At 51.9% G+C, this 20,682-nt stretch carries 15 protein-coding genes; 14 read left to right on the plus strand and 1 reads right to left on the minus strand.

The annotated features are described in order from the left end of the window. The first annotated feature begins 5 nt into the window (after positions 1 to 5). The 9 genes from ACGG90_RS11655 (at position 6) to rny (ending at position 12,889) form a co-directional block, all read left to right on the plus strand. Complete coding sequence (locus tag ACGG90_RS11655) at positions 6 to 2,057, plus strand: DNA topoisomerase 3 (RefSeq protein WP_390409597.1); 2,052 nt, start codon at positions 6 to 8, stop codon at positions 2,055 to 2,057. 173 nt (positions 2,058 to 2,230) lie between these two features. After that, positions 2,231 to 4,498, plus strand: coding sequence for a DNA translocase FtsK (locus ACGG90_RS11660; RefSeq protein WP_390409599.1), 2,268 nt, complete (start codon positions 2,231 to 2,233; stop codon positions 4,496 to 4,498). Continuing rightward, complete coding sequence (gene yfmF / locus ACGG90_RS11665; RefSeq protein WP_449273602.1) at positions 4,498 to 5,763, plus strand: EF-P 5-aminopentanol modification-associated protein YfmF; 1,266 nt, start codon at positions 4,498 to 4,500, stop codon at positions 5,761 to 5,763. The genes ACGG90_RS11660 and yfmF overlap by 1 nt, the downstream gene beginning before the upstream one ends. Beyond that, on the plus strand, positions 5,753 to 7,048 hold the full coding sequence (yfmH, locus tag ACGG90_RS11670) for an EF-P 5-aminopentanol modification-associated protein YfmH (protein ID WP_390409603.1): 1,296 nt from the start codon (positions 5,753 to 5,755) through the stop codon (positions 7,046 to 7,048). Before yfmF ends, yfmH begins: the two co-directional genes overlap by 11 nt. After that, positions 7,048 to 7,773: an elongation factor P 5-aminopentanone reductase gene (gene ymfI / locus ACGG90_RS11675; RefSeq protein ID WP_390409604.1), complete on the plus strand. Its 726-nt coding sequence runs from the start codon at positions 7,048 to 7,050 to the stop codon at positions 7,771 to 7,773. The genes yfmH and ymfI overlap by 1 nt, the downstream gene beginning before the upstream one ends. A gap of 89 nt (positions 7,774 to 7,862) precedes the next feature. After that, on the plus strand, positions 7,863 to 8,750 hold the full coding sequence (locus ACGG90_RS11680; RefSeq protein ID WP_390409606.1) for a helix-turn-helix domain-containing protein: 888 nt from the start codon (positions 7,863 to 7,865) through the stop codon (positions 8,748 to 8,750). A gap of 2 nt (positions 8,751 to 8,752) precedes the next feature. Then, positions 8,753 to 9,322 (plus strand): CDP-diacylglycerol--glycerol-3-phosphate 3-phosphatidyltransferase, encoded by a 570-nt coding sequence (gene pgsA, locus ACGG90_RS11685; protein ID WP_390409608.1) that lies wholly within the window; start codon positions 8,753 to 8,755, stop codon positions 9,320 to 9,322. A 566-nt stretch (positions 9,323 to 9,888) separates the two neighbouring features. Beyond that, complete coding sequence (locus ACGG90_RS11690) at positions 9,889 to 11,127, plus strand: competence/damage-inducible protein A (protein WP_390409609.1); 1,239 nt, start codon at positions 9,889 to 9,891, stop codon at positions 11,125 to 11,127. Positions 11,128 to 11,317: 190 nt separating this feature from the next. Further along, complete coding sequence (gene rny / locus ACGG90_RS11695) at positions 11,318 to 12,889, plus strand: ribonuclease Y (RefSeq protein WP_390409610.1); 1,572 nt, start codon at positions 11,318 to 11,320, stop codon at positions 12,887 to 12,889. Positions 12,890 to 12,924: 35 nt separating this feature from the next. Here rny and ACGG90_RS11700 read toward each other — a convergent pair whose 3' ends face one another. After that, positions 12,925 to 13,983: an LCP family protein gene (locus ACGG90_RS11700; RefSeq protein ID WP_390409612.1), complete on the minus strand. Its 1,059-nt coding sequence runs from the start codon at positions 13,981 to 13,983 to the stop codon at positions 12,925 to 12,927. 282 nt (positions 13,984 to 14,265) lie between these two features. Here ACGG90_RS11700 and ACGG90_RS11705 point away from each other — a divergent pair, with 282 nt between their 5' ends. The 5 genes from ACGG90_RS11705 (at position 14,266) to ACGG90_RS11725 (ending at position 20,682) form a co-directional block, all read left to right on the plus strand. Next, positions 14,266 to 16,599, plus strand: coding sequence for a GH25 family lysozyme (locus tag ACGG90_RS11705; protein ID WP_390409614.1), 2,334 nt, complete (start codon positions 14,266 to 14,268; stop codon positions 16,597 to 16,599). A 268-nt stretch (positions 16,600 to 16,867) separates the two neighbouring features. Further along, positions 16,868 to 18,268: a sugar transferase gene (locus tag ACGG90_RS11710; protein ID WP_390409616.1), complete on the plus strand. Its 1,401-nt coding sequence runs from the start codon at positions 16,868 to 16,870 to the stop codon at positions 18,266 to 18,268. Between the two features lie 9 nt (positions 18,269 to 18,277). Then, positions 18,278 to 19,093 (plus strand): glycosyltransferase, encoded by an 816-nt coding sequence (locus ACGG90_RS11715; protein WP_390409617.1) that lies wholly within the window; start codon positions 18,278 to 18,280, stop codon positions 19,091 to 19,093. Positions 19,094 to 19,108: 15 nt separating this feature from the next. After that, positions 19,109 to 19,978: a LicD family protein gene (locus tag ACGG90_RS11720; RefSeq protein ID WP_390409618.1), complete on the plus strand. Its 870-nt coding sequence runs from the start codon at positions 19,109 to 19,111 to the stop codon at positions 19,976 to 19,978. 2 nt (positions 19,979 to 19,980) lie between these two features. Next, a complete protein-coding gene (locus ACGG90_RS11725) occupies positions 19,981 to 20,682 on the plus strand; it encodes an IspD/TarI family cytidylyltransferase (RefSeq protein WP_390409620.1) in 702 nt (233 codons plus the stop codon).

The following is a 20,682-nucleotide window of genomic DNA, read 5'->3' on the forward strand; positions in this document are numbered from 1 at the left end:
CTCAATTGAAACTTGTTCTAGCAGAAAAACCCAGTGTCGGCAAAGAACTCGCCCGCGTCTTAGGCGCCAACACCAAGCAGAATGGCTATTATGAAGGCAATGGTTATCTTGTGACGTGGTCTTTGGGCCATTTAATGACTTTGAAGATGCCGGAGCAATACCATCCAGAATGGGCCGAGTGGACTTTTGACACCTTGCCGATGATCCCAGAGCATCTTGAGATCACGCCGCTGAAAGAAACCAGAAAGCAATTGGCAGTCGTCAAAAGTGTCGCCAAGCGCCATGACATCACCGAAGGCATCATTGCCACTGATGCCGGGCGCGAAGGGGAATTGGTGGCGCGCTACATTTTTGATTATTTACAGTTCAACAAACCGCTGAAGCGGCTGTGGATCTCGTCGCAAACTGACGCGGCGATCAAAGACGGCTTCGCGCACTTGAGGCCGGCGGCAGAATTTGAGCACCTGCATCAAGCTGCCTTGGCGCGCGCGGAAGCGGATTGGCTGGTGGGGCTCAATGTCTCGCGGGCCTTGACGGTGAAGTATCATGATTCCTTGTCTGCCGGGCGGGTGCAAACGCCGACGCTGGCTTTTGTCGCCAAACAAGAAGCCAAGATCAATGCGTTCAAGCCGCAGACTTTCTACAAGCTGCAAGTCAAAACCGCGCTAGGCACTGCCAGCATGAGCAAGCAATTCGCCAGCCAACAAGCGGCACAACAAGCGCAGCAGCAATTGGCGAAGACGCCGCTGACAGTGGCCAAAGTCACCACCAAGCAAGTGGTTGAACAGCCGCCTTTGCCTTATGACTTGAACGAATTGCAACAAGTGGCCAATCAACAATACGGCTTCTCCCCGAAGCAGACGCTGAACGTTTTGCAGCGCTTATATGAACGCGAGAAACTAGTGACTTATCCGCGGACTGATTCGCGGTATTTAACCAGCGACTTGAAAGCCACGATGAGCACGCGTTTGCAAGCGATGGGCCGCTATTCAAAAACGGCGGCGCAATTGGCCAAGCACGCCAGCGCCCCTAAGTATGTTTATAACGATGCTAAAGTCGGCGATCACTACGGCTTGATCCCCACAGAAGAAGCGGTGGAACCTAGCCGCTTGGAAGCTGATGAACTCAAGATCTACCGCTTGATCGCCGAGCGCTTCATCGATTTGTTCAAACCGGCGTATCGCGCTACCGTGGCCACATACACCTTGCAGGCTGGCCAAGAAACTTTGAGCGTGAAGACAACAAGTGTTGAAGAACCCGGCTTTAAGCCAGTCGAGCAGAACGTGGCCGATACTTTGCCAGTTGGGGCTAAGCTTAATGGCACATACAAGGTCTTGGCCCAACAAACCACGCCGCCAGCGCGGTTGAACGAAGCCACATTGTTAGGCCAAATGGACAAATACGGCTTAGGCACGCCGGCGACGCGCGCCGATATTATCGATAAATTGCAAAACGCCGGCGCCATGGAAAAGCGCGGCCGCGATTTGGTGGTAACACCAAAAGGCCAATCGCTGTTGAAACTGGTTAACCCAGATCTGGTCAGCCCAGACTTAACGGCGCAATGGGAAAAGCAATTGCAAGCCATTGAGCATGGCCAAACCACGCGTGACGCCTTCATGTCCGATATCAAAGCCGCCACGCGCCGCTTGGTACTAGAAGTCAAACAAAGTACCACCGAATATGTGGATCCTAACCTCACCATGAAGAAATGCCCGGAATGCGGCAGCCGCTTGCGGGAGAAGTCCACGAAGATGGGCGTGCGTTTGGTGTGTTCCAATCCGGATTGTCACTACAGCCGCTATCGCGATCCTAAGCTGACCAATCACCGCTGCAGTCAATGCCACAAGAAGATGGTGGTCCTTACTGGGACCAAAGGCGATTATTTCAAGTGCCAAAACTGCGGTAACACTGAGCAAATGAGTGCCGCCAAAGGCAAGCGCGGCCGCGTGAACAAGCGCGAAGAACAGCGCTTGTTGAAGCAATACAGCAAAGCCGAAGAGCCAGAAGAAAGTCCTTTAGCATTGGCGTTAAAAGCGGCGATGAAAGACAAGCAATAGGCAGCGCTTGATCAGCAATTAAAACCGCCATATCAGCGCCAAAGCCAAGTGATCAGCACCAATCGCTTGGCTTTGGCGCTTTTGGTGTGAGGCGAGAATTCAGTCTTTAGCCTTTTCCCATTCTAGGCGTGCTCGTGTATAATACATGAGTTAGAACCTTATAGGAGGCAGCTATGGCAACCAGACGCAAACCCACCACCCGCAAGCGCAAATCAGCGCAGCGGCGCAAAACACAAGACCACACCATCAACTGGGTGGGGGTCGTGTTTGTCGTGCTTGGGTTATTGGCGCTGTTTCGCCTGGGATTAGTCGGCGTTACCTTGGCCAATTGCCTGCGCTTGATCGGCGGCAACACCTTCATGTTCTTGGCGTTGTTGTTGACGCTGTTAGGCGCTTGGCTGCTGTTTACCGGCGCGATGCCGGTTTTGCCTAAACGCTACATTTGGGGCACCAGCTTGGCGTATGCCAGCATCTTGGTGGTGGTCACTGGCATCACCATGCGCCAGTTGGCGGTGCACAGCCATTATGAATTGGCGATTTGGCGCATTTTGCAAAATGACTTCGCGTTATCTACTGCCGCCAGTGATGCAGGCGGCGGATTGGTCGGCGGGTTGGTGTATGGCATCTTTGCCCCGCTGATTTCAGGCGTGGCCACGCAGGTGTTGTTTGGCTTGCTGACAGCCGTGGGGATCATGATCATCGCCGGTGTGCAAGCCGGGCAAGTGTTTGCGCTGCTGCAGCGCATTGGAACCGGCTTGGCGCATGGTGCTGCAGGCATTCACGCCGGGTATCAGAAGATGCTTGAGAATAAAGCGCAGAAGCCTAAGCGCGAGCCTAAAGCCAAACCAGCGCCGCAACCGGTTGAAGACAAAGACTTGCCGACGCCGGTTAAAGAAGCTGATGATTTTACCATCAACGCGCCGCAAGCCGCAACAGAACCTGCGCCAGCACCAAAACCCAAGCCAGCACCGCAGCCGGAACCAGTCGCGGAACAAACGAAATTGGATGTGTCAAGTTCCGGTGCTGATTACATCATGCCGCCGATCACCTTGTTGTCGCCGGTGGAAAATGTCGATCAATCCCAAGAATATAACCTGATCAAACACAACCGCGTCAAGCTCAAAGACACCATGGACAGCTTCGGCGTTGACGTGGCGGTAAAATCTGCCACGCTGGGCCCGTCGATCACCCAATACGAGATCCAACCGGCCACTGGGGTCAAAGTTTCCAAGATCGTCAACTTAGCTGACGACTTGGCTTTGGCGCTGGCAGCCAAAGATATCCGGATCGAAGCGCCGATTCCAGGCAAGTCCTTGATCGGCATCGAAGTACCCAACACCCAAATTGCCACTGTCGGCTATCGCGATGTGCTGGAACAAACCCCCAAGCACCCAGGCAAGCCGCTGGTGATCCCGTTAGGCAAAGACGTTAACGGCCATGTTAAAACCATGGACTTAACGAAGATGCCGCATTTGCTGATCGCCGGGGCTACCGGGTCTGGGAAGTCAGTGATGATCAATGTGATCATCACCAGCATTCTCATGTCTGCCAAGCCTGATCAAGTGCGCTTGATGCTGATTGATCCTAAGAAAGTCGAACTGTCGACATATAACGGCGTGCCGCACCTATTGACGCCGGTGGTCACCGAAGCCAAGCAGGCGCCAAGTGCTTTAAACAAAGTACTTAAAGAAATGGAGCGGCGTTATGAACGCTTTGCGGCAGCCGGCGTGCGCAACATGGGCGAATACAATAAGAAAGTGGCACTGGCGGCTGATCCGAACATGACCAAGATGCCTTACATTGTCGTGATCGTTGATGAATTGTCCGATTTGATGATGGTGGCAGGCAACGAAGTCGAAACCGCCATTGTGCGCTTGGCGCAAATGGCGCGGGCGGCTGGCATCCATATCATCATCGCGACCCAGCGGCCATCAGTAGATGTCATCACCGGCTTGATCAAAGCCAACATTCCTTCGCGGATCGCTTTTGCCGTGTCCAGCGGGGTGGATTCACGTACGATTTTAGATACCAACGGGGCCGAGAAACTGCTGGGCCGCGGTGATATGTTGTATAAACCGATCGACGCGTCCAGTCCCATTCGGATCCAAGGGGCCTTCATTCCTTCTGAAGACGTGGAGGCGGTGGTGACGGCCATCACCGATCAAGTCCAGCCGGAATACATTGAAGACATGGCCCCATCAGACACGCCTGAACAAGGCGGGGATGGCGATTCGCAAGATGAATTGTATGATGAAGTCAAAGCCTTCGTGATCCAGCAGCAAGGCGCTTCCACCAGCTTGTTGCAGCGGCGTTTTCGCATCGGTTATAACCGAGCGGCGCGCTTGATCGATGACTTAGAACAAAACGGGGTGATCGGGCCGTCTGAAGGCTCTAAACCGCGCAAAGTATTTGCAAAACCAGATCCCGATTCGGAGGCTTAATTTTGGTAAAAATCCAACCAGGCGTGCAGCTGTCTGTGGTGCACACCACACAATTCAAAACCACACGCATCGCGGTGCACTTCTTGGCACCACTCAATGGCGCCAACGTGGCGGCGCGCACTTTATTAACCAGCGTGTTAGAAACCGCCAGTCAAAAGTATCCAACCCAAGCGCAATTATCTGCGCACTTAGAAGCCATGTTTGGCGCCAGCTTTGGCATTGGCGTCGGCAAAGAAGGCACTTTGCATCGCGTGTCAGCCAGCTTGAACCTGTTAAATGACCGCTTTGCCCAAGAAGACTTGTTGGCGCAAGGGTTTGCTTTGCTTAAAGAAGTATTGTTGCAGCCGTTATTTGGCAAGTCAGGCTTTGACACTGACTTATTTGATCGCGAAAAGCACAACTTGATGCTGTATTTGCAAAGTTTGCAAGAAGATCGCCAAACCCAAGCCAGCTTGGCTTTGCAGCGGGTGTATTTCCAAGGCGATCCGGCGCAAGCCACGCCAAGTTTTGGCACGGCAGAATTGCTTGATACGGTGACTAACGCTGATTTGTTGGCGACGTATCAAGCAATGCTGGCCCAAGACCGCATCGAAATCGTGGTGTTAGGCGACGTTGACGAAGCGCAAGTCGTTCAATTGGCCAAAGCCTTAGACTTTGCGCCGCGGACGGTGGCGGCTCAGGACCTAACCGTGACTACGCCGGCTGCGGCGTTGCGCCAACAAGTTGAAACGGCGCCGGTATTGCAAGCCAAGCTGAACTTGGCTTATCGCGTGCCGGTAAGCTTCTATGGCCCAGATCATTACGCGGCGGTGGTGGCTAACGATTTGTTCGGTGGTTCACCGCTAAGCAAGTTGTTTACCAACGTGCGTGAGAAAGCCAGCTTGGCTTATTACGCTTCCAGCAGCTTGGATGGCTTGCGACAGCTGATGACGGTACAAACCGGCATTGATGGCGAGAATGCGCCGCGGGTGCAAGAATTGATCCAAGCACAGCTCAAGCAGGTACAACAAGGCGACTTCACCGATGCGCGCTTGGCGGAGATTAAAGCCGGCTTGGTGTCCAATCGCGAAACCGCCTATGATTCACCGCGCTTCTTGGCGCGCCAAGCGTTGTTGCGGGCGTTATTACCCAGCCAGCCGCAAAGCTTGGCCGAATATGTCGCCGGGATCAATGCCGTTGATCGCCACCAAGTGATGCAAGCGGCAATGCAAATGCAACTGGCGGCAGTGTATTGTTTGAAAGGCGGTCAAGATCGTGCAGACTAATTATCCAGATGTGTCAGAAACATTATTCACTAAGACTTTACCCAATGGGTTGAAAGTGTTGGTCGTGGCCAAACCCGCCTATCATGAAACTTATGCGCTGTTTACTACCAATTACGGCAGCATCGACACGCGCTATATTCCGCTTGGCGGCCATGAATTTGTGCAAGACCCCGCTGGCATCGCGCATTTTCTTGAGCACAAAATGTTCGAAAAGCAAGATCATGACGCTTTTGACGATTTCGGGGCCACCGGCGCCAATGCTAATGCTTATACGTCGACCACCCGCACGGCTTATTTGTTTTCGGCCAGCAGCAAGGTGGCGGAGAATTTAACCACGCTGCTTGATTTCGTGCAGGCACCGTATTTCTCTGATCAAACCGTCAACAAAGAAAAAGGCATCATCGGCCAAGAGATCCAAATGTATCAAGATGACCCCAGCTGGCGCTTGTATCTGGGCTTGCTTGGGGCATTGTATCCCAATCATCCAGCCTCAGTAGATGTCACTGGCAGCATTGAATCTATTGCCACGATCACCCCAGCAGACTTGTATCGGGCCTATGCGCGCTTTTATCACCCCAGCAACATGACGCTGACGGTGGTAGGCAACGTTGATCCAGAAGCTGTGATCGCCCAAGTCAAGGCCAATCAAGCGGCCAAAACGTTCCCTGCGGCTACTCCAGTGGTGCGCGGCGTGGCAGCAGATGTTGACCCGGCTGAGATCATTCGCCATCGCGAGTTGAAATTGCCGGTGGTGCGGCCCAAGGCAATGGTGGGGCTCAAAGGCTTGACTGATGTCGATGACACCAAAGCCGGCGTGAAATTTCAAATCGCGGCACGTTTGTTGTTAGAAGCTTTGTTTGGCGACTCCTCGCCGTTATATCAAGAATGGTATGACGCTGGGTTAGTCGATGATTCTTTTGACTATAGCTATGATGTGCAGCGCACGTTTAATTTTGTGTCCTTAGGCGGCGATGTCAGCGATCCTAAGGCGTTGATCGAAGCGATCAGTCAAGTGGTCGCACAAGGGGCCAACCAGCCGCTATTGACGTCTGAGCGCTTCTTGCGGCTGCAGCATTCAGCACTGGGCAAGTATTATATGTCGCTGAACTCACTGTCGGGGATGGCCAACGCCATTGCCAACCAAAGTTTCAGTGAAGTTAGCTTGTTTGATTACGGCACGCTGTTGCAGCAAGTCACCTTGGCTGATGTGCAACATGCCGCAGCAGTGCTGTTGCGGCCTGAAGCGATGGCTGATGTGGTGATCTTGCCTGCGGAGGAAGCCTAATGCCAGCTTGTTTGCTCATTGGCGCCAGCGGCGATATTGGCACGGCTTGTGCGCGGCGTTTAGCCAAGGCCGGCTGGTCGCTGTATTTGCATTATCATCAAAACGGCCAAGCCATCGACACACTGCAAAATGAACTGGCTGCGCAATATCCTAAGCAGGATTTTATTCCTGTGGCGTATGATCTTACGGATGCCGCGCATTTAAACGATTTGTGCCAGCAGCTGTTTGCCGTGGATGCGGTGGTGTTTGCTGCGGGGCAGACTTATTATCACTTGTTTAAAGACACTACAGTTGCTGAGCTCACCGCGTTGATGCGGGTGCATTTGCTGACACCAATGGCTTTGTTGACGAAGCTGCAAGACAAACTGGCACAAAGCGGCCATGGGCGCGTGGTTTTCATCGGGTCGGTGTATGGCGGGGCCGGTTCGGCCATGGAAGTGGCTTATTCCACAGTGAAAGGCGGCCAGTCTGCCTTTGCTCATGCCTATGCCAAAGAAGTGGCGAGTCTTGGGATCACCGTGAATGTGGTGGCGCCAGGGGCGGTTTCAACGAAAATGAATCAGATGTTTGATGAAGATGCCTTGGCTGCGGTGCAAGCTGAAATCCCGGCAGCGCGCTTTGCCGCGCCTGAAGATATCAGTTATTATGTGGCGACGCTTTTGGCCAATGAGGCGCAATATCTCACCGGGCAAACGCTTTATGTGACTGGCGGCTGGTTGCAATGAGGCTTCTCAACAATTTCTTAATTCATGGATAAGCATTTTCATGCTATACTGAAAACAGACAAAAAATGCATAGCGGGTGAAGAAAACAAATGGATGAAATTGGGCAAAAACTGCGGACGGCCCGGATTGAAAAGGGCTACACCCTAGACGATCTGCAGCAAATCACCAAAATTCAAAAACGCTACTTGATCGCCATCGAAGAAGGCAACTTCGATGCGCTGCCAGGCGATTTTTATGTGCGCGCCTTTATCAAGCAATACGCGGATACGGTCGGTATCGATAGCGATGCGTTGTTGACGCAGTTCCAACAAGAGATTCCAGACACGCAGCCGCAAGAATATGTTGAACAGTCAGTTGAGAATCAGACCCGCAAAACGCGCGCCAGCGAAGCAAGTCCGAAGAATCGGCTGCGGCGGTATTTACCGCAGATCCTGATCGTGGTTGCGGCAATCGTGATCCTAGGCGGGATCTATGCGTTCATCTTGACGCGTGGTCAAGATGACAAGCAAAGTATCCCTAATGCTTCCAGCACGGTGTCGGTTTCCTCAACCAAGAAAACCAGCAGCAAGCCTAAAGCCAGTTCTTCCAGCAAGAAGCAGGAAAGCAAGTCGTCTTCTGCTTCCAGCTCTAAGAAAGCCAGCGACAAGCTGAGTGTGGCAGTGGCTGCAGGCACTGGTTCGACGCAAGCCGTCACCGTGAAGAACTGGCCAAAGACGGCTAACACCATCACCTTGGCCGCTACGGACAAAGCCGCGTGGGTTTCGGTTATCATCAATGGCCGCACCACTTGGCAAGCCAGCTTGGCAGCCGGTGCGTCGCATACGGTCAGCTTGCCAGCTGGTACCACGAGCTTTTCTGTGAAGTCTGGTAACGCCACGGCGACGACGATCAAGTTGAACAAGACCAACGTTGACATTTCTAATGGCACCAGCATCGTGCGGACCATCACTTTCACCACGGAAAGCGCAGGTAACTAGTCGTGAATTTACCAAACAAATTGACTTTGATGCGGATCATTCTGATCCCGATTTTCACGTTGTTGTTGGTACTCGATTGGCCTGCCGGCAGTATCCAGGTGTTCGGCGCAACAGTGGCGTTAAGCTGGTTTATCGGCGTGATCATCTTCATCGTGGCTTGCTTGACGGACTTCGCCGATGGCCAAATCGCCCGGCGCAACCACTTGGTGACCAACTTCGGCAAGTTCGCCGATCCGTTGGCTGACAAGCTGTTGGTGATGACGGCATTCATCTTCTTGGCTGTGCGCGGCAGCGTGCCGGCTTGGGGCGTGGCGATCATCTTATGGCGTGAATTGGCAGTCACAGGCTTGCGCTTGTTGTTGGCTGGCGCCGGTGAAGTGATGGCGGCGGCTTGGCCTGGTAAGATCAAAACCAATGCCCAGATGTTTGCGATCATCTTCTTGATGTTCAACAACTTCGGCATCGGTTTGCGGATCGATTTGATCTTGTTTTATGTTGCGGTGTTCTTCACCATCTATTCTGGGGTGGAGTACTTCTACAAAAACCGCAGCGTGTTTGCAGATAGTTTCTAAAACCAGAGCGGAGCAAAGCGCACTTAGCGAATCAGGCAACCTGGCTCATGACGATTAATGTCATTGATCAGGTTGCTTTTTGTTTTGCTGAATCGCATGATGGCCAACATGCCGGAACAGGGCAGCGTCACGTCGCGGGGGTCGCGGATCGCCGCAGGCTGCGCGGCCGGCTTCAACCGCCCAAAAGGCGGGCGTTTTACGCCTAACTTTTGAGCTTTGCCTCGCCTGCGGCTCGTATGCAAATCTCAAAAGTTGCCTGGTGTGGTGTCAAGCAAGCCACGCAAAGTGCGCGTGTCTCACTTGACACCACACCTTTCGCGGCCTGACCGATCCGCGCCCCCCGCGCCGCAACGTTGCCCTGTTCCTAGTGAATATGAATCAGCTTAAATATATGGCGGGTGAATGGTCCCGTGGCAGAAGCTGATGGGGAACGGATTTAACGCGATGTTTACCCGTGGTCGTCTCAGACCTCTATTTTGGAAGCTTGCGGGGATTTTTGTGATTGGCCACGCTTTAGACGGCATCTTGGATTAGGTGTAAAATGGCCAAAAAAGGACGTGAAGAATATGGACGCAGAAATCATCGCTGTAGGCACTGAGATCTTGTTGGGGCAAATCGTGAATTCCAATGCCAGCTTCTTGGCCAAACAGTTTGCTGACTTAGGCATTGAAAGCCGCAACCAACAGGTGGTTGGCGATAACTACACTCGCTTGGAAGATGCGATCGCTTTGGCAGACTCGCGCGCGGAGTTGGTTGTTTTGCTAGGCGGCTTGGGGCCGACGGCAGACGACATTTCAAAGCAAGTGTTGGCCAAGCATCTAGGGGTCGACTTAGCTGTAGATCAGCCCGCCCATGAGAAGTTGGCGGCTTATGCCAAACAACAACACAAAACCATGACCGCCAACAACTGGGTACAAGCGCAGCTGCCAGCCGGGGCGAAGCCTTTGACGAACACGGTGGGGTTGGCGGTTGGTGCTGTGGCGGAAGCTAACGGGCATACTTATGTGTTGCTGCCTGGACCGCCGAAGGAATTTAAGCCGATGGTTCTAGACCAATTGGTGCCTTATTTGCTGCAGCGCTTAGGGCATGGTGCAGCAATCGAAAGTCAGGTACTGCGCTTCTTTGGCATCGGCGAATCGGCGCTGGTCACCGAACTGGCCGATTTGATCGATAATCAAACCAATCCCACCATCGCCACTTATATCAAAGATTGGGAAGTGACCTTGCGCATTACCGCCAAAGCCGCCACCAAAGAAGCGGTCCAAGCGTTGATCAAACCCATGGCAGATACGGTGCTGGCGCGCGTCGGACAATATTTCTATGGTTATGGCGATGACAATTCATTGGCCCAAGAAGTGGTCAAAGCGCTGGCAGCGCACAAGTGCACGATCACCGCAGCTGAAAGTTTGACTGCCGGGGCTTTTCAAGCAGCGCTAGGGGCTGTGCCTGGGGTGTCTGAATGGTTCAAAGGCGGCTTTGTGACTTACAGCAATCACACCAAAGCCTTGATGCTGGATTTAGATGAAGCAACCATCGACCGCGATGGCGCAGTGAGTGAAGCCACGGCCATAGCCATGGCTCAAGGGGCACTAAAACAAGTTGGCGCCGGCATTGCAGTATCATTCACCGGGGTGGCTGGCCCTGGACCGGATGCTGGAATCGCTGCGGGTACAGTATGGATCGGCGTGGCTTTAGCTGGTCAAGCCGCAACAGCGACGTTGTATCATTTGCCAGGCAGCCGCCAAGACGTGCGCGGGCGAGCAGTGAAGGCGGGCTTGTTTGCGGTGCTGCAAGCGTTAAAATAGCTGATGGCCGCTAAACGTTGGTGTGACAGCATTTTAATTGAGAATGTGACACAATGTCACGGTGGGCTGGTTGACTTGGCATGGCGGATTCGCTACAATCGATTAGTGTAACATTGTTATAAATATGCATCAGTGAATGTTCAAACAAACAATTGAACCATCGCTAATCAGATGATGCGGAGGTGAATAGATGAGCTCAGGAATACTGGTCTCAATAATCCTCGTCGCGATCATCGCCGTAGCGGTCGGGTTATTGATTGGAATCAAGATCCAGAACAATCGCCATCAACACGACTTGGATCTGGCGCATAACAGCGCCAAGGGAATTATTGAGGCCGCCAATAAAGAAGCAGCCACACTGAAAAAAGAGACCCTGATCGAAGCTAAAGATGAAGCGCACACATACCGCACGCAAGTCGAACAAGAATTGCAAGAGCGGCGCAGTGAGGTTCAACAAGCCGAAAGCCGCAACGTGGTGCGTGAACAGACCCTGGATCACCGCGACGACACACTTGACCGAAAGGAACAAAGCCTGTCCGATCGCGATGCCAATTTGACCCAAAGGCAGCACCAGCTGGATGATCGTGAAGCCAGCATCGCTGCCGTCATTGCCGAACAACAAGCCACATTAGAGAAGATCGCTGACCTGACCAAGAGTCAGGCGCGGGAACGCATTCTAACTGAAACCAAAGCGGAACTTGCTCATGAGCGAGCGAAACTGATCAAAGAAAGTGAAGTCGAAGCCAAAGAAACAGCTGACAAGCAAGCCAAAGTGCTGATCGCAGAAGCGATTCAGCGCTCGGCTTCTGATGTTGTGACCGAAACGACGGTAACTGTGGTCAATCTGCCGAATGACGACATGAAAGGCCGCATCATCGGGCGCGAAGGCCGTAACATTCGTACGTTGGAAACGCTAACAGGCATCGACTTGATCATCGATGACACCCCAGAAGCAGTGGTGTTAAGCGGGTTTGACCCGATCCGACGCGAAATTGCGCGCATGGCCTTGGAGAAGTTGATCCAAGACGGCCGGATCCATCCGGCGCGCATCGAGGAAATGGTCGATAAAGCCCGCAAAGAAATGGACGAGCGGATCCGCGAAATCGGGGAGCAGGCCATTTTTGACATTGGCATCCACAACATGCACCCGGACTTGATCAAAGTCTTAGGGCGACTTCATTTCAGAACCAGTTATGGGCAGAATGTGCTCGACCATTCCATCCAAGTGGCGAAACTTGCCGGTGTAATGGCGGCCGAACTCGGCGAAGACGTGACCCTGGCGAAACGCGCAGGATTGCTGCATGATATCGGCAAGGCCCTCGACCATGAAGTCGACGGCTCCCACGTGGAAATTGGCGTGGAACTTGCCACCAAGTACAAAGAACCGGCAACGGTGATTAATGCCATTGCCAGCCATCACGGCGACGTGCCAGCCACCAATGTGATCTCGGTGCTGGTTGCCGCTGCTGATGCGATTTCTGCCGCCCGTCCCGGCGCGCGGTCAGAATCGCTTGAGAATTACTTGCACCGGTTGGAGAAGCTGGAAAGCATCGCCAATGCCTTCAATGGCGTCGACCATTCTTTCGCCATTCAAGCTGGGCGCGAGGTGCGCGTGATCGTTCAACCAGACAAGCTGACCGACGAACAATCGGTCGTCTTGGCTCGCGACATCCGCAATCAAATCGAGAAAGAACTCGAATATCCAGGCCATATCAAAGTCACCGTGATCCGCGAGAAGCGCACAGTGGAATATGCGAAGTGACCATGCAAAAACGCCGCGAGCGATCGCGGCGTTTTTTAGTTGGGATAAAGCGTGTAAGTCGGGTTGTTGCCGTCGTTCCAATTGAAGCCGTGTTGGGTGTTTAAGGCGTTTTGTTTCACGTTATAAGTGTTTAAGGTTTCCGGGGCCAAGCCTAATTCGGCGCGGATGTTGTCGGATGCGGTTTGCATGGCTTTGGTGGTTGGGATCTGGTAAGCACCGGTGCCAATATATGCGCCCATGCCTTGTAAAGTGGCTTGTTTGACGTGCTTGATGCAGTCGCTGTATTGTTGGGCGATTTGCACCATTTCGTCAAAGGTCAAACTGGTGCGCATGGAATCGGCCAGGGAGTCCATTAACGTTGAATAGTTGCTGAGGGATTTGGCCGACAGGATCTTCTTGACGATTTGGGTGATGACTTCTTGTTGGCGCTGCTGACGCCCGTAGTCGCTGTCTTGATGGCGCATCCGCGCGTAAGACAAGGCCCATTTGCCATTGAGGTGCATTGGACCTTTGGTGAATTTCAAGTTGCCGGAGTCAGGATCTTGCCAAGAGAACTTGACGTTGACGTCGATGCCGCCTACCGCATCGACGATTTTCTCCAAGCCAGCCATGTTCACGGTGACATAGTAGTTAAAAGGTACATTCAACAACTTCGTGACCGTTTGCATGGCCGCAACATTGCCGCCTAATGCGTAAGCGGCGTTGATCTTCTGGTAGCTGGTTGGGCCGCCGCCGACAATTTCGGCCAAGGTGTCGCGCGGGATGGAAGTCATGGTGGTGCGGTTGGCTTTGGGGTTGAGGGTGACGACGATCATGGTGTCAGAGTTGCCGACTTCTTTGCGGCCGAATTCACCGGTGTCGGTGCCTAGCAGCAAGAAGCTCAAGGGCTTGTCGGCTTTGATCGTGGTTTTTTTCACGACTTTGGAAGAAACTGGGTCATAAGTCTTGCCCACTGCGTTCTTGGTTTGGGTGTAGATGCGCGCTGCATACCCAGCCACTAAGGCCAAGCTGGTGAGCACAATAACCAACAAGGTGGGGCCGATGCGGCGCTTAGGCTGCTGCCGCTGATGTTGGCGGGTTGGTTTTTCGTCCATTAATCTACCTCGTGATGTAATCGCTTTATGGATATTGTACTCGCATCCAATGTGAAACACGACACAATATTAGACAAAAATCGTTCACTCAGCAAACAATGCAAGCATATTTTGCACAATATTACTATTGGACAACAGTTGCCAGCAGGCGGTTCTGCTGCTGAAGGCTTTGTCGTATACTAAGACTTATCAAAAGCGCAACCAATCTTGCGTTTTGTGTGCATTTTCCTGTTCAATGGGGATTTGGTGACGGAATTGGTGTTTGATATAAGGGGATACATAATGAATAAGCAAATGGCGCGCAAATCGATGTTAGGCATGGTCGGGTTGTTCTCAGCGGCGATCTTGGCCAATATTGGTAGTCCGAGCCCAGTTGATGCCGCAACCAGCCAAGGGACAACAACGGTTACCAGTGCGCAACCAGCTGCCGCAGCCAAAGTGGCAGAAGCAGCAATTGCATTGACGAACCAGCATGCCAATTTAGGCAATCAGGAGCCTGACAACCATGAAATGGGTGATGGGCTAAGCGATGCGGCATTAAAAGCCGCCACTGATGAGTCTAAGTCCACTGCTCAAGAACACGTGATGCAAGCGCCAGCCAGCTTAACGCCAGCGCAGGCGGCCGACTGGCTGAAACTCGCTAAAGCAGCAGCCAATGCTGATTACGCCAAAACTGGCCGCGCGCAAAAGATCATTCAAGTGGCGGCAACGACTGCGACGATCAAGTCGTTTGCCATTGGCGCCAGCGATGTTCCAGATGTCGATGCTGTTGACGTGGCGTCGTATCAAAGCTGGATGACCCAAGCCAATTACAATACCTTGAAAGCCGAAGGGGTCCAAAGCGCCATCGTCAAGCTTTCTGAGGGCTCGACTTACATGAACCCGTATGCCAAAGCCGCGATCAAATACGCCAAAAACGCGGGGCTGCAAGTCGGCGTGTACCACTATGCCCGCTTTAATGACACTGGCAGCGCCGTTAAAGAAGCCAACAAGGTGATCACATCAATGCGGTCACTGGGCTTGGCCAAGTCCACGCGCATTTTTGCCGATATGGAAGACGGCGACACAGCGGTGGCTGGTGTCCAAGCCAATCTCAATCAGTTCTGGGCGACATTGAATGCCGCAGGTTATACCAACCACGCCGTTTACACCGGCGGCGGTCAAGGCCCAGACTATGCGGCAGGTGTTGCGGGTACTGTGGGCAGCACCAAAACCTGGTATGCGGCTTATCCTTACACCCCAACGGCCACTTCAACCTTAGCCAGTTTCAAAGGCTTGAATTACGGCGCTTGGCAATTCAGCTCTGCGGCATATCTTGCCGGCAACAGCGGCAAGAATCTCGATGTGTCAGATGATTATTCCGGGGTGCTGACTGATTTGGGCAGTACCACCAATAGCAGCAGCACCAACAGCAACAATTCAAGCAGCGGCAACACTGCCAAAGCGCAAGGCCCGTGGCTGAGTAAATCTGGCTACATTAAAGTGACCAGCCCCAACTACGGCTTCTGGAGCAGTTTCAACTTTACCAGCAGCATTGATTCAGCCAAATATAATGGCCAAGAATTAGTCGTCAATGGCATGTATCATCACCAGAATGGTTCCACTTACTACTCAGTTTATACCAAAGCCGGTCAGTGGCTGGGGTATCTCAATGCCAAATCCGCCAAGTGGGAAGGCGAACAAGGCGCTTGGCATGCTGATGACCGTTATGTGACCATCACCCATCAATATGATGTTTATGGCGATTTCAATTTCACCAAGAAGTATCGTGCCGGGACACTAATGGGTAACACTTATCATGCCACTGGCAAGTATTATCATATGAATGGCAGTACATATCTTTCCTTGTATCGCGCAGATGGCACTTGGGTCGGCTATATCAATCAAAAAGCGGTGACTGCCACCGATCAATATGGCGCTTGGCAAAGCAAACAAGGCTATATCACTTTCGATGAAGCCGGGAAAACCGCGTATCGCGATTTGGCACACCAAACCGTTGCCAATAAAGCGGCGACCTTGGCTGGGCATACTTATCGGGTGACCGGCGAATACCGGGCATTCTCCGGCAAGGTGCAATACTCGGTGTATACCCTGGCGGGGCGCTGGCTGGGGTATGTTGATGCGGCCAACAGCAGTTTGACCAGCAACCCGCAAGGCCAATGGGTCGCCCATAATGGTTATTTCACCACCACCGTCAAAGGCCAAAAGATCTGGAGCGGGTTCGACTATCACAGCGGCAAGTCGACAACGACGTATTATCAAAATACTTACAAGATCAACGGTGAATACTTCCATTCCAACGGCAGCAAGTATTATTCCTTGTATGACAATGCCGGCAAATGGATGGGGTATGTCAATGCCTTAAACGGTAGTGAAACCACCAATGCCGGCGGCGCATGGTTGAAGAATGACCAAACCGTCAAGATCACGACAAAAGGTTACCCGATTTGGCGCAGTTTCTTTGATAAACAAGCCGGATCCACCAGCAGTGTGTATGGCAAGACTTATCGGGCAACTGGCAAGTATCATCACTATAACGGCGCTTGGTATGATTCGTTGTACTCAGGCAAGACTTGGCTGGGCTATGTCAATGTCGAAGCGTTAACGGTGCAATAGCCAATGAAGCGGCTCTTCTTGCTGTTTGAAGCAGGAAGGGGCGCTTTTTTGGTATCGTTGATCATTTCCATTACGGTTCAATGAAATCTTTCTTTAGATTATATAACAGTTCTTAAGGAAGTCTGTTGTCGCTGAACCCGCTCAAGTATAATAGCGACAAAGCGCCATTTGTCGGCATTGCTAGAGGACGGGTGGTGGGTATGGTATAATTTTGTCGTATGTGTCTTAACGGCACGTTTAATTTGATTGGTTGAGAGGAATAAAGGCTATGAAGCAGAAAGCTGAATGGATCGGGTTACGCCGATACGCCACCATTATCGGCGACGTGATCTTGTTTAACCTGAGTGTCCTATTAGCGTTTTATGTACGTTTCGGCGGGGTATTGCCGCCGCGAAACTTCTACACATTCCAGCACTCATGGATCGCCACGTCGATCGTGTTTCTGGTGGTGAACTTCTTATTAGGGGTTTATATCTATTACAACCGCCGGGTTTCTGACGTGATCTTCAACACCATCTTAGGTCAGTTTATTACGATCATGGCGTTGATGATCATCACCTTCTTCGGGCGCCTGTTTGCCTTCCCGCGGTCTGTGTTAGGCTACTCGTTCATCATCAGCATCATCGTCTTAGGTATTTGGCGGGTGCTGGTGTATTACGTGTATATTCGCTTCACCAGCGACCGGCGCGTGGCAGTGTTTGCTTATGAAGACGAACTGCCTGCGATCATTGAAAACTTTGATTCAGCCAAGAACAACAAGCATAAAGTGACCCATGTGATTACTGATCATTTCGTGGACAATGCTGAGAAAGTGTTGCCTGAAGTGGATATTTTCTACTTAACGACCAGCTTGTCTGATGACGAGCGGCGCGCGATCACAGATAAAGTCATCAAAGTGGGCAAAGAAGTGCTGCTGCCGTCGACTTTTGATAACTTATTGATGCTGAATCCCAGCTTGATGAATTTCGAAGACGAATCCGTCATGGGCATGTCTGCCTTTCGCTTGTCGCCGGAGAATGCGTTCATGAAGCGGATCTTTGATATCATCGTGTCGGCGATTTTATTGGTGATCGCTTCGCCGTTTATGCTGGTGTCGGCGATTTTGGTGAAGCTGACTTCGCCTGGGCCCATCATTTACAAGCAAACGCGGATCACATTGAATCAGCGTGAATTCAGCATTTATAAATTCCGTACGATGCGCAACGACGCTGAAGCCAAGTCTGGACCGCAGCTGGCCACGGCTAATGATGCGCGGGTGACCAGCGTGGGCAAATACTTGCGCAAGTTCCGCTTGGACGAATTGCCGCAGATCTTCAACGTGTTCAAAGGCGACATGTCCATCGTCGGTCCCCGTCCGGAACGGCCATTCTTCGTTGATCAATTCAACTCAGAAGAGCCCCATTATTACTTGCGCCATAATGTGCGCGCCGGCATCACCGGCTACGCGCAAGTTTACGGCAAGTACGCTTCTGATTACCATAGCAAGTTGAAGTTTGATTTGTTGTATATCAAGTGCTATTCATTGTTTCTGGATGCCAAGATCTTGCTGCAAACCATCAAGATCTTGTTTGACAAAATGTCTTCTGCCGGTGTGGATGAAGACGAAGAACCGCAATTGCAAAAGCTTCATGAAATCGTCGAGGAACGCGATATTGAGCATTTGCAGTAAGGAGTCGTCATGCCTCAAGTTAGTGTGTTGATGTCGTTATACATCAAGGAGAAGCCTGAATATTTAAACGCGAGTCTGCAAAGTATTCTCGATCAGACTTTGTTGCCACAAGAAATCGTGGTTGTATTAGACGGACCGATCACGACTGCGTTACAAAGCGTCATAGACGAGATGCAAAAGCGGACCTCACGATTGCGGATCCTGCCGCAGCAGAAGAATCAGGGGTTAGGCGTCGCGTTGGCCATTGGGGTCAAGGCGTGCCACAATGAGTTGATAGCCCGGATGGATACAGATGATATCGCCCATCCCGAGCGGTTAGCCAAACAAGTAGCGGCTTTTGAAGCAGATCCGCAATTGGTGATTTGCGGCAGTAACATTGAAGAATTCGATGGGACGATCGATCACGTGATCGGCAAGCGCAACCTGCCTGAATCTGATGTCGGAATCAGAATGTTTGCGCGGCGGCGCAATCCGTTTAACCATATGACTGTCATGTTCAAGCGACAAGCTGTGCTTGATGCAGGCAACTATCAACCGTTACCCGGTTTTGAGGATTATTATTTGTGGACGCGCCTGTTAAAGCTTGGCGGTAAGGGGCGCAACTTACAAGCGCCGCTGGTTAGTGCGCGCACTGGCGCTGATATGTATGCGCGGCGTGGCGGTATTCGGTATTTGATGCCTGGTTTAAAGGCGCGTTGGGTGATTTATCGCGCAGGTTCTGGACGCATGATCGACTGGCTGTTTGTCAGTGCAGTACATACCGTGATCTCGATCATGCCTAATCGCTTGCGGGCGTGGTTTTATGAAACCAAGTTGCGTTCGTAACATGAGGAGGAAGTTGTGTACAGCAAAGATGTGAAGCTCAAGGCAATCCAAGTCAAAACCTTGAAGATCGCGCAAAGCGTGGTCGATTTCTGCCAACAGCATGACTTATTATGTTATTTCTGTGGTGGTGGCGCGATCGGCGCCGTTCGCGAAGGCGGTTTTGTGCCGTGGGATGATGATTTGGATTTTTTTATGCCGCGGGCTGATTATGAACGCTTTTGTCAGCTTTGGCAGCAGGCACCGCAAGGACGTTATGTCTTAGAAAAAGCGAATGAACACTTTGTCAATCACAATAATTTTGTGACCATTCGCGATGCCCAAACCACTTTCGTAAAAACCTACCAACAAGACCTGGATATCGTCCATGGCATCGCAGTGGACATTTTCCCCTTGGATGTGGCGCCGACTGCTGCTTGGCAACAGAAGCTGCAGAAACTTTGGGCGATGGTGTATGCGTTGTTTAGCGAACAGGTGGTGCCGGAAAACAACGGCGGCGTGATCGCCTTAGGCAGCAAGTGCTTGTTAGGGTTGTTTCATTCGGCTAAGAGCCGCTATCGCGTGTGGCGCTTTGCCGAAAAGCAAATGACCAAATACAACGGCACCGCCAGCCCTTGGGTGACAGAGTTGTGTGTGGGGCCGAAATACATGGGCAATTTGTATCGGCAAGCATGGTTTGAAAGCGCGGTGAAGCGGCCTTTTGAAGACACGCAAATGCCGCTGCCGGTAGGGTATGACCATTACCTCAAGCAGGTGTTTGGCGATTACATGCAGCGTCCGCCGCTTGAGGCGCAGCAGCCGCATCACGATGCGGTGTTTATTGATCCGGAAACGAGTTATCAGCAATATCGGGGAACTTACTTCATGACCCACAAAGGAGAGAAATAATTATGGCGACAGGTTTGATCATTGCAGGCGGCGTCGGCAAGCGCATGGGGATGGACATTCCTAAGCAATTCATCATGGTTGAAGGCAAGCCGATCATTATTTATACGCTTGAATCCTTTCAGAATCATCCAGACATCGACCAGATCTTGGTTGTATGCAAAGAAGGCTGGGATGAAACCCTTTGGGGCTACGTGCACCAATACAAATTAGACAAGGTCAAGTGGATCATCAAAGGCGGCACGTTAGGCCAATATTCCATTAACAATGGCGTGCAGTTCTTGAAGGATCACTGCAAAGATTCTGATATCGTGGTTATTCATGATGGCATCCGTCCCTTAGTTGACGAATTGGTGTTGTCTGATGTCATTGTTAAGGCCAAGGAATTCGGCAACGCCGTAACTTCCATGCCGTATAACGAGCAGATCTTTGTCAAGAAGACTGAAGAAACCACGACCCAATACATCGATCGCAACACGTTGCGCCGGGTTTCGACGCCGCAAGCTTATCAGTTTGGCAAGCTGGCTTGGGCCTATGACAAAGCCGTCGCCGAAAACATCGGCATGACCGATTCCAGCTACACCAACACGATGATGGTCGATCTTGGCGAAACGCTGCATTTTGCCGCCGGGTCGGATAAGAACATCAAGTTGACCACCACTGATGACTTGGCGATGTTCAAGGCTTACTTGAACATGAAGGCGTAA

Origin of the sequence: Lacticaseibacillus jixiensis (assembly GCF_042847315.1) — a bacterium.
Classification (GTDB): Bacteria; Bacillota; Bacilli; order Lactobacillales; family Lactobacillaceae; genus Lacticaseibacillus; species Lacticaseibacillus jixiensis.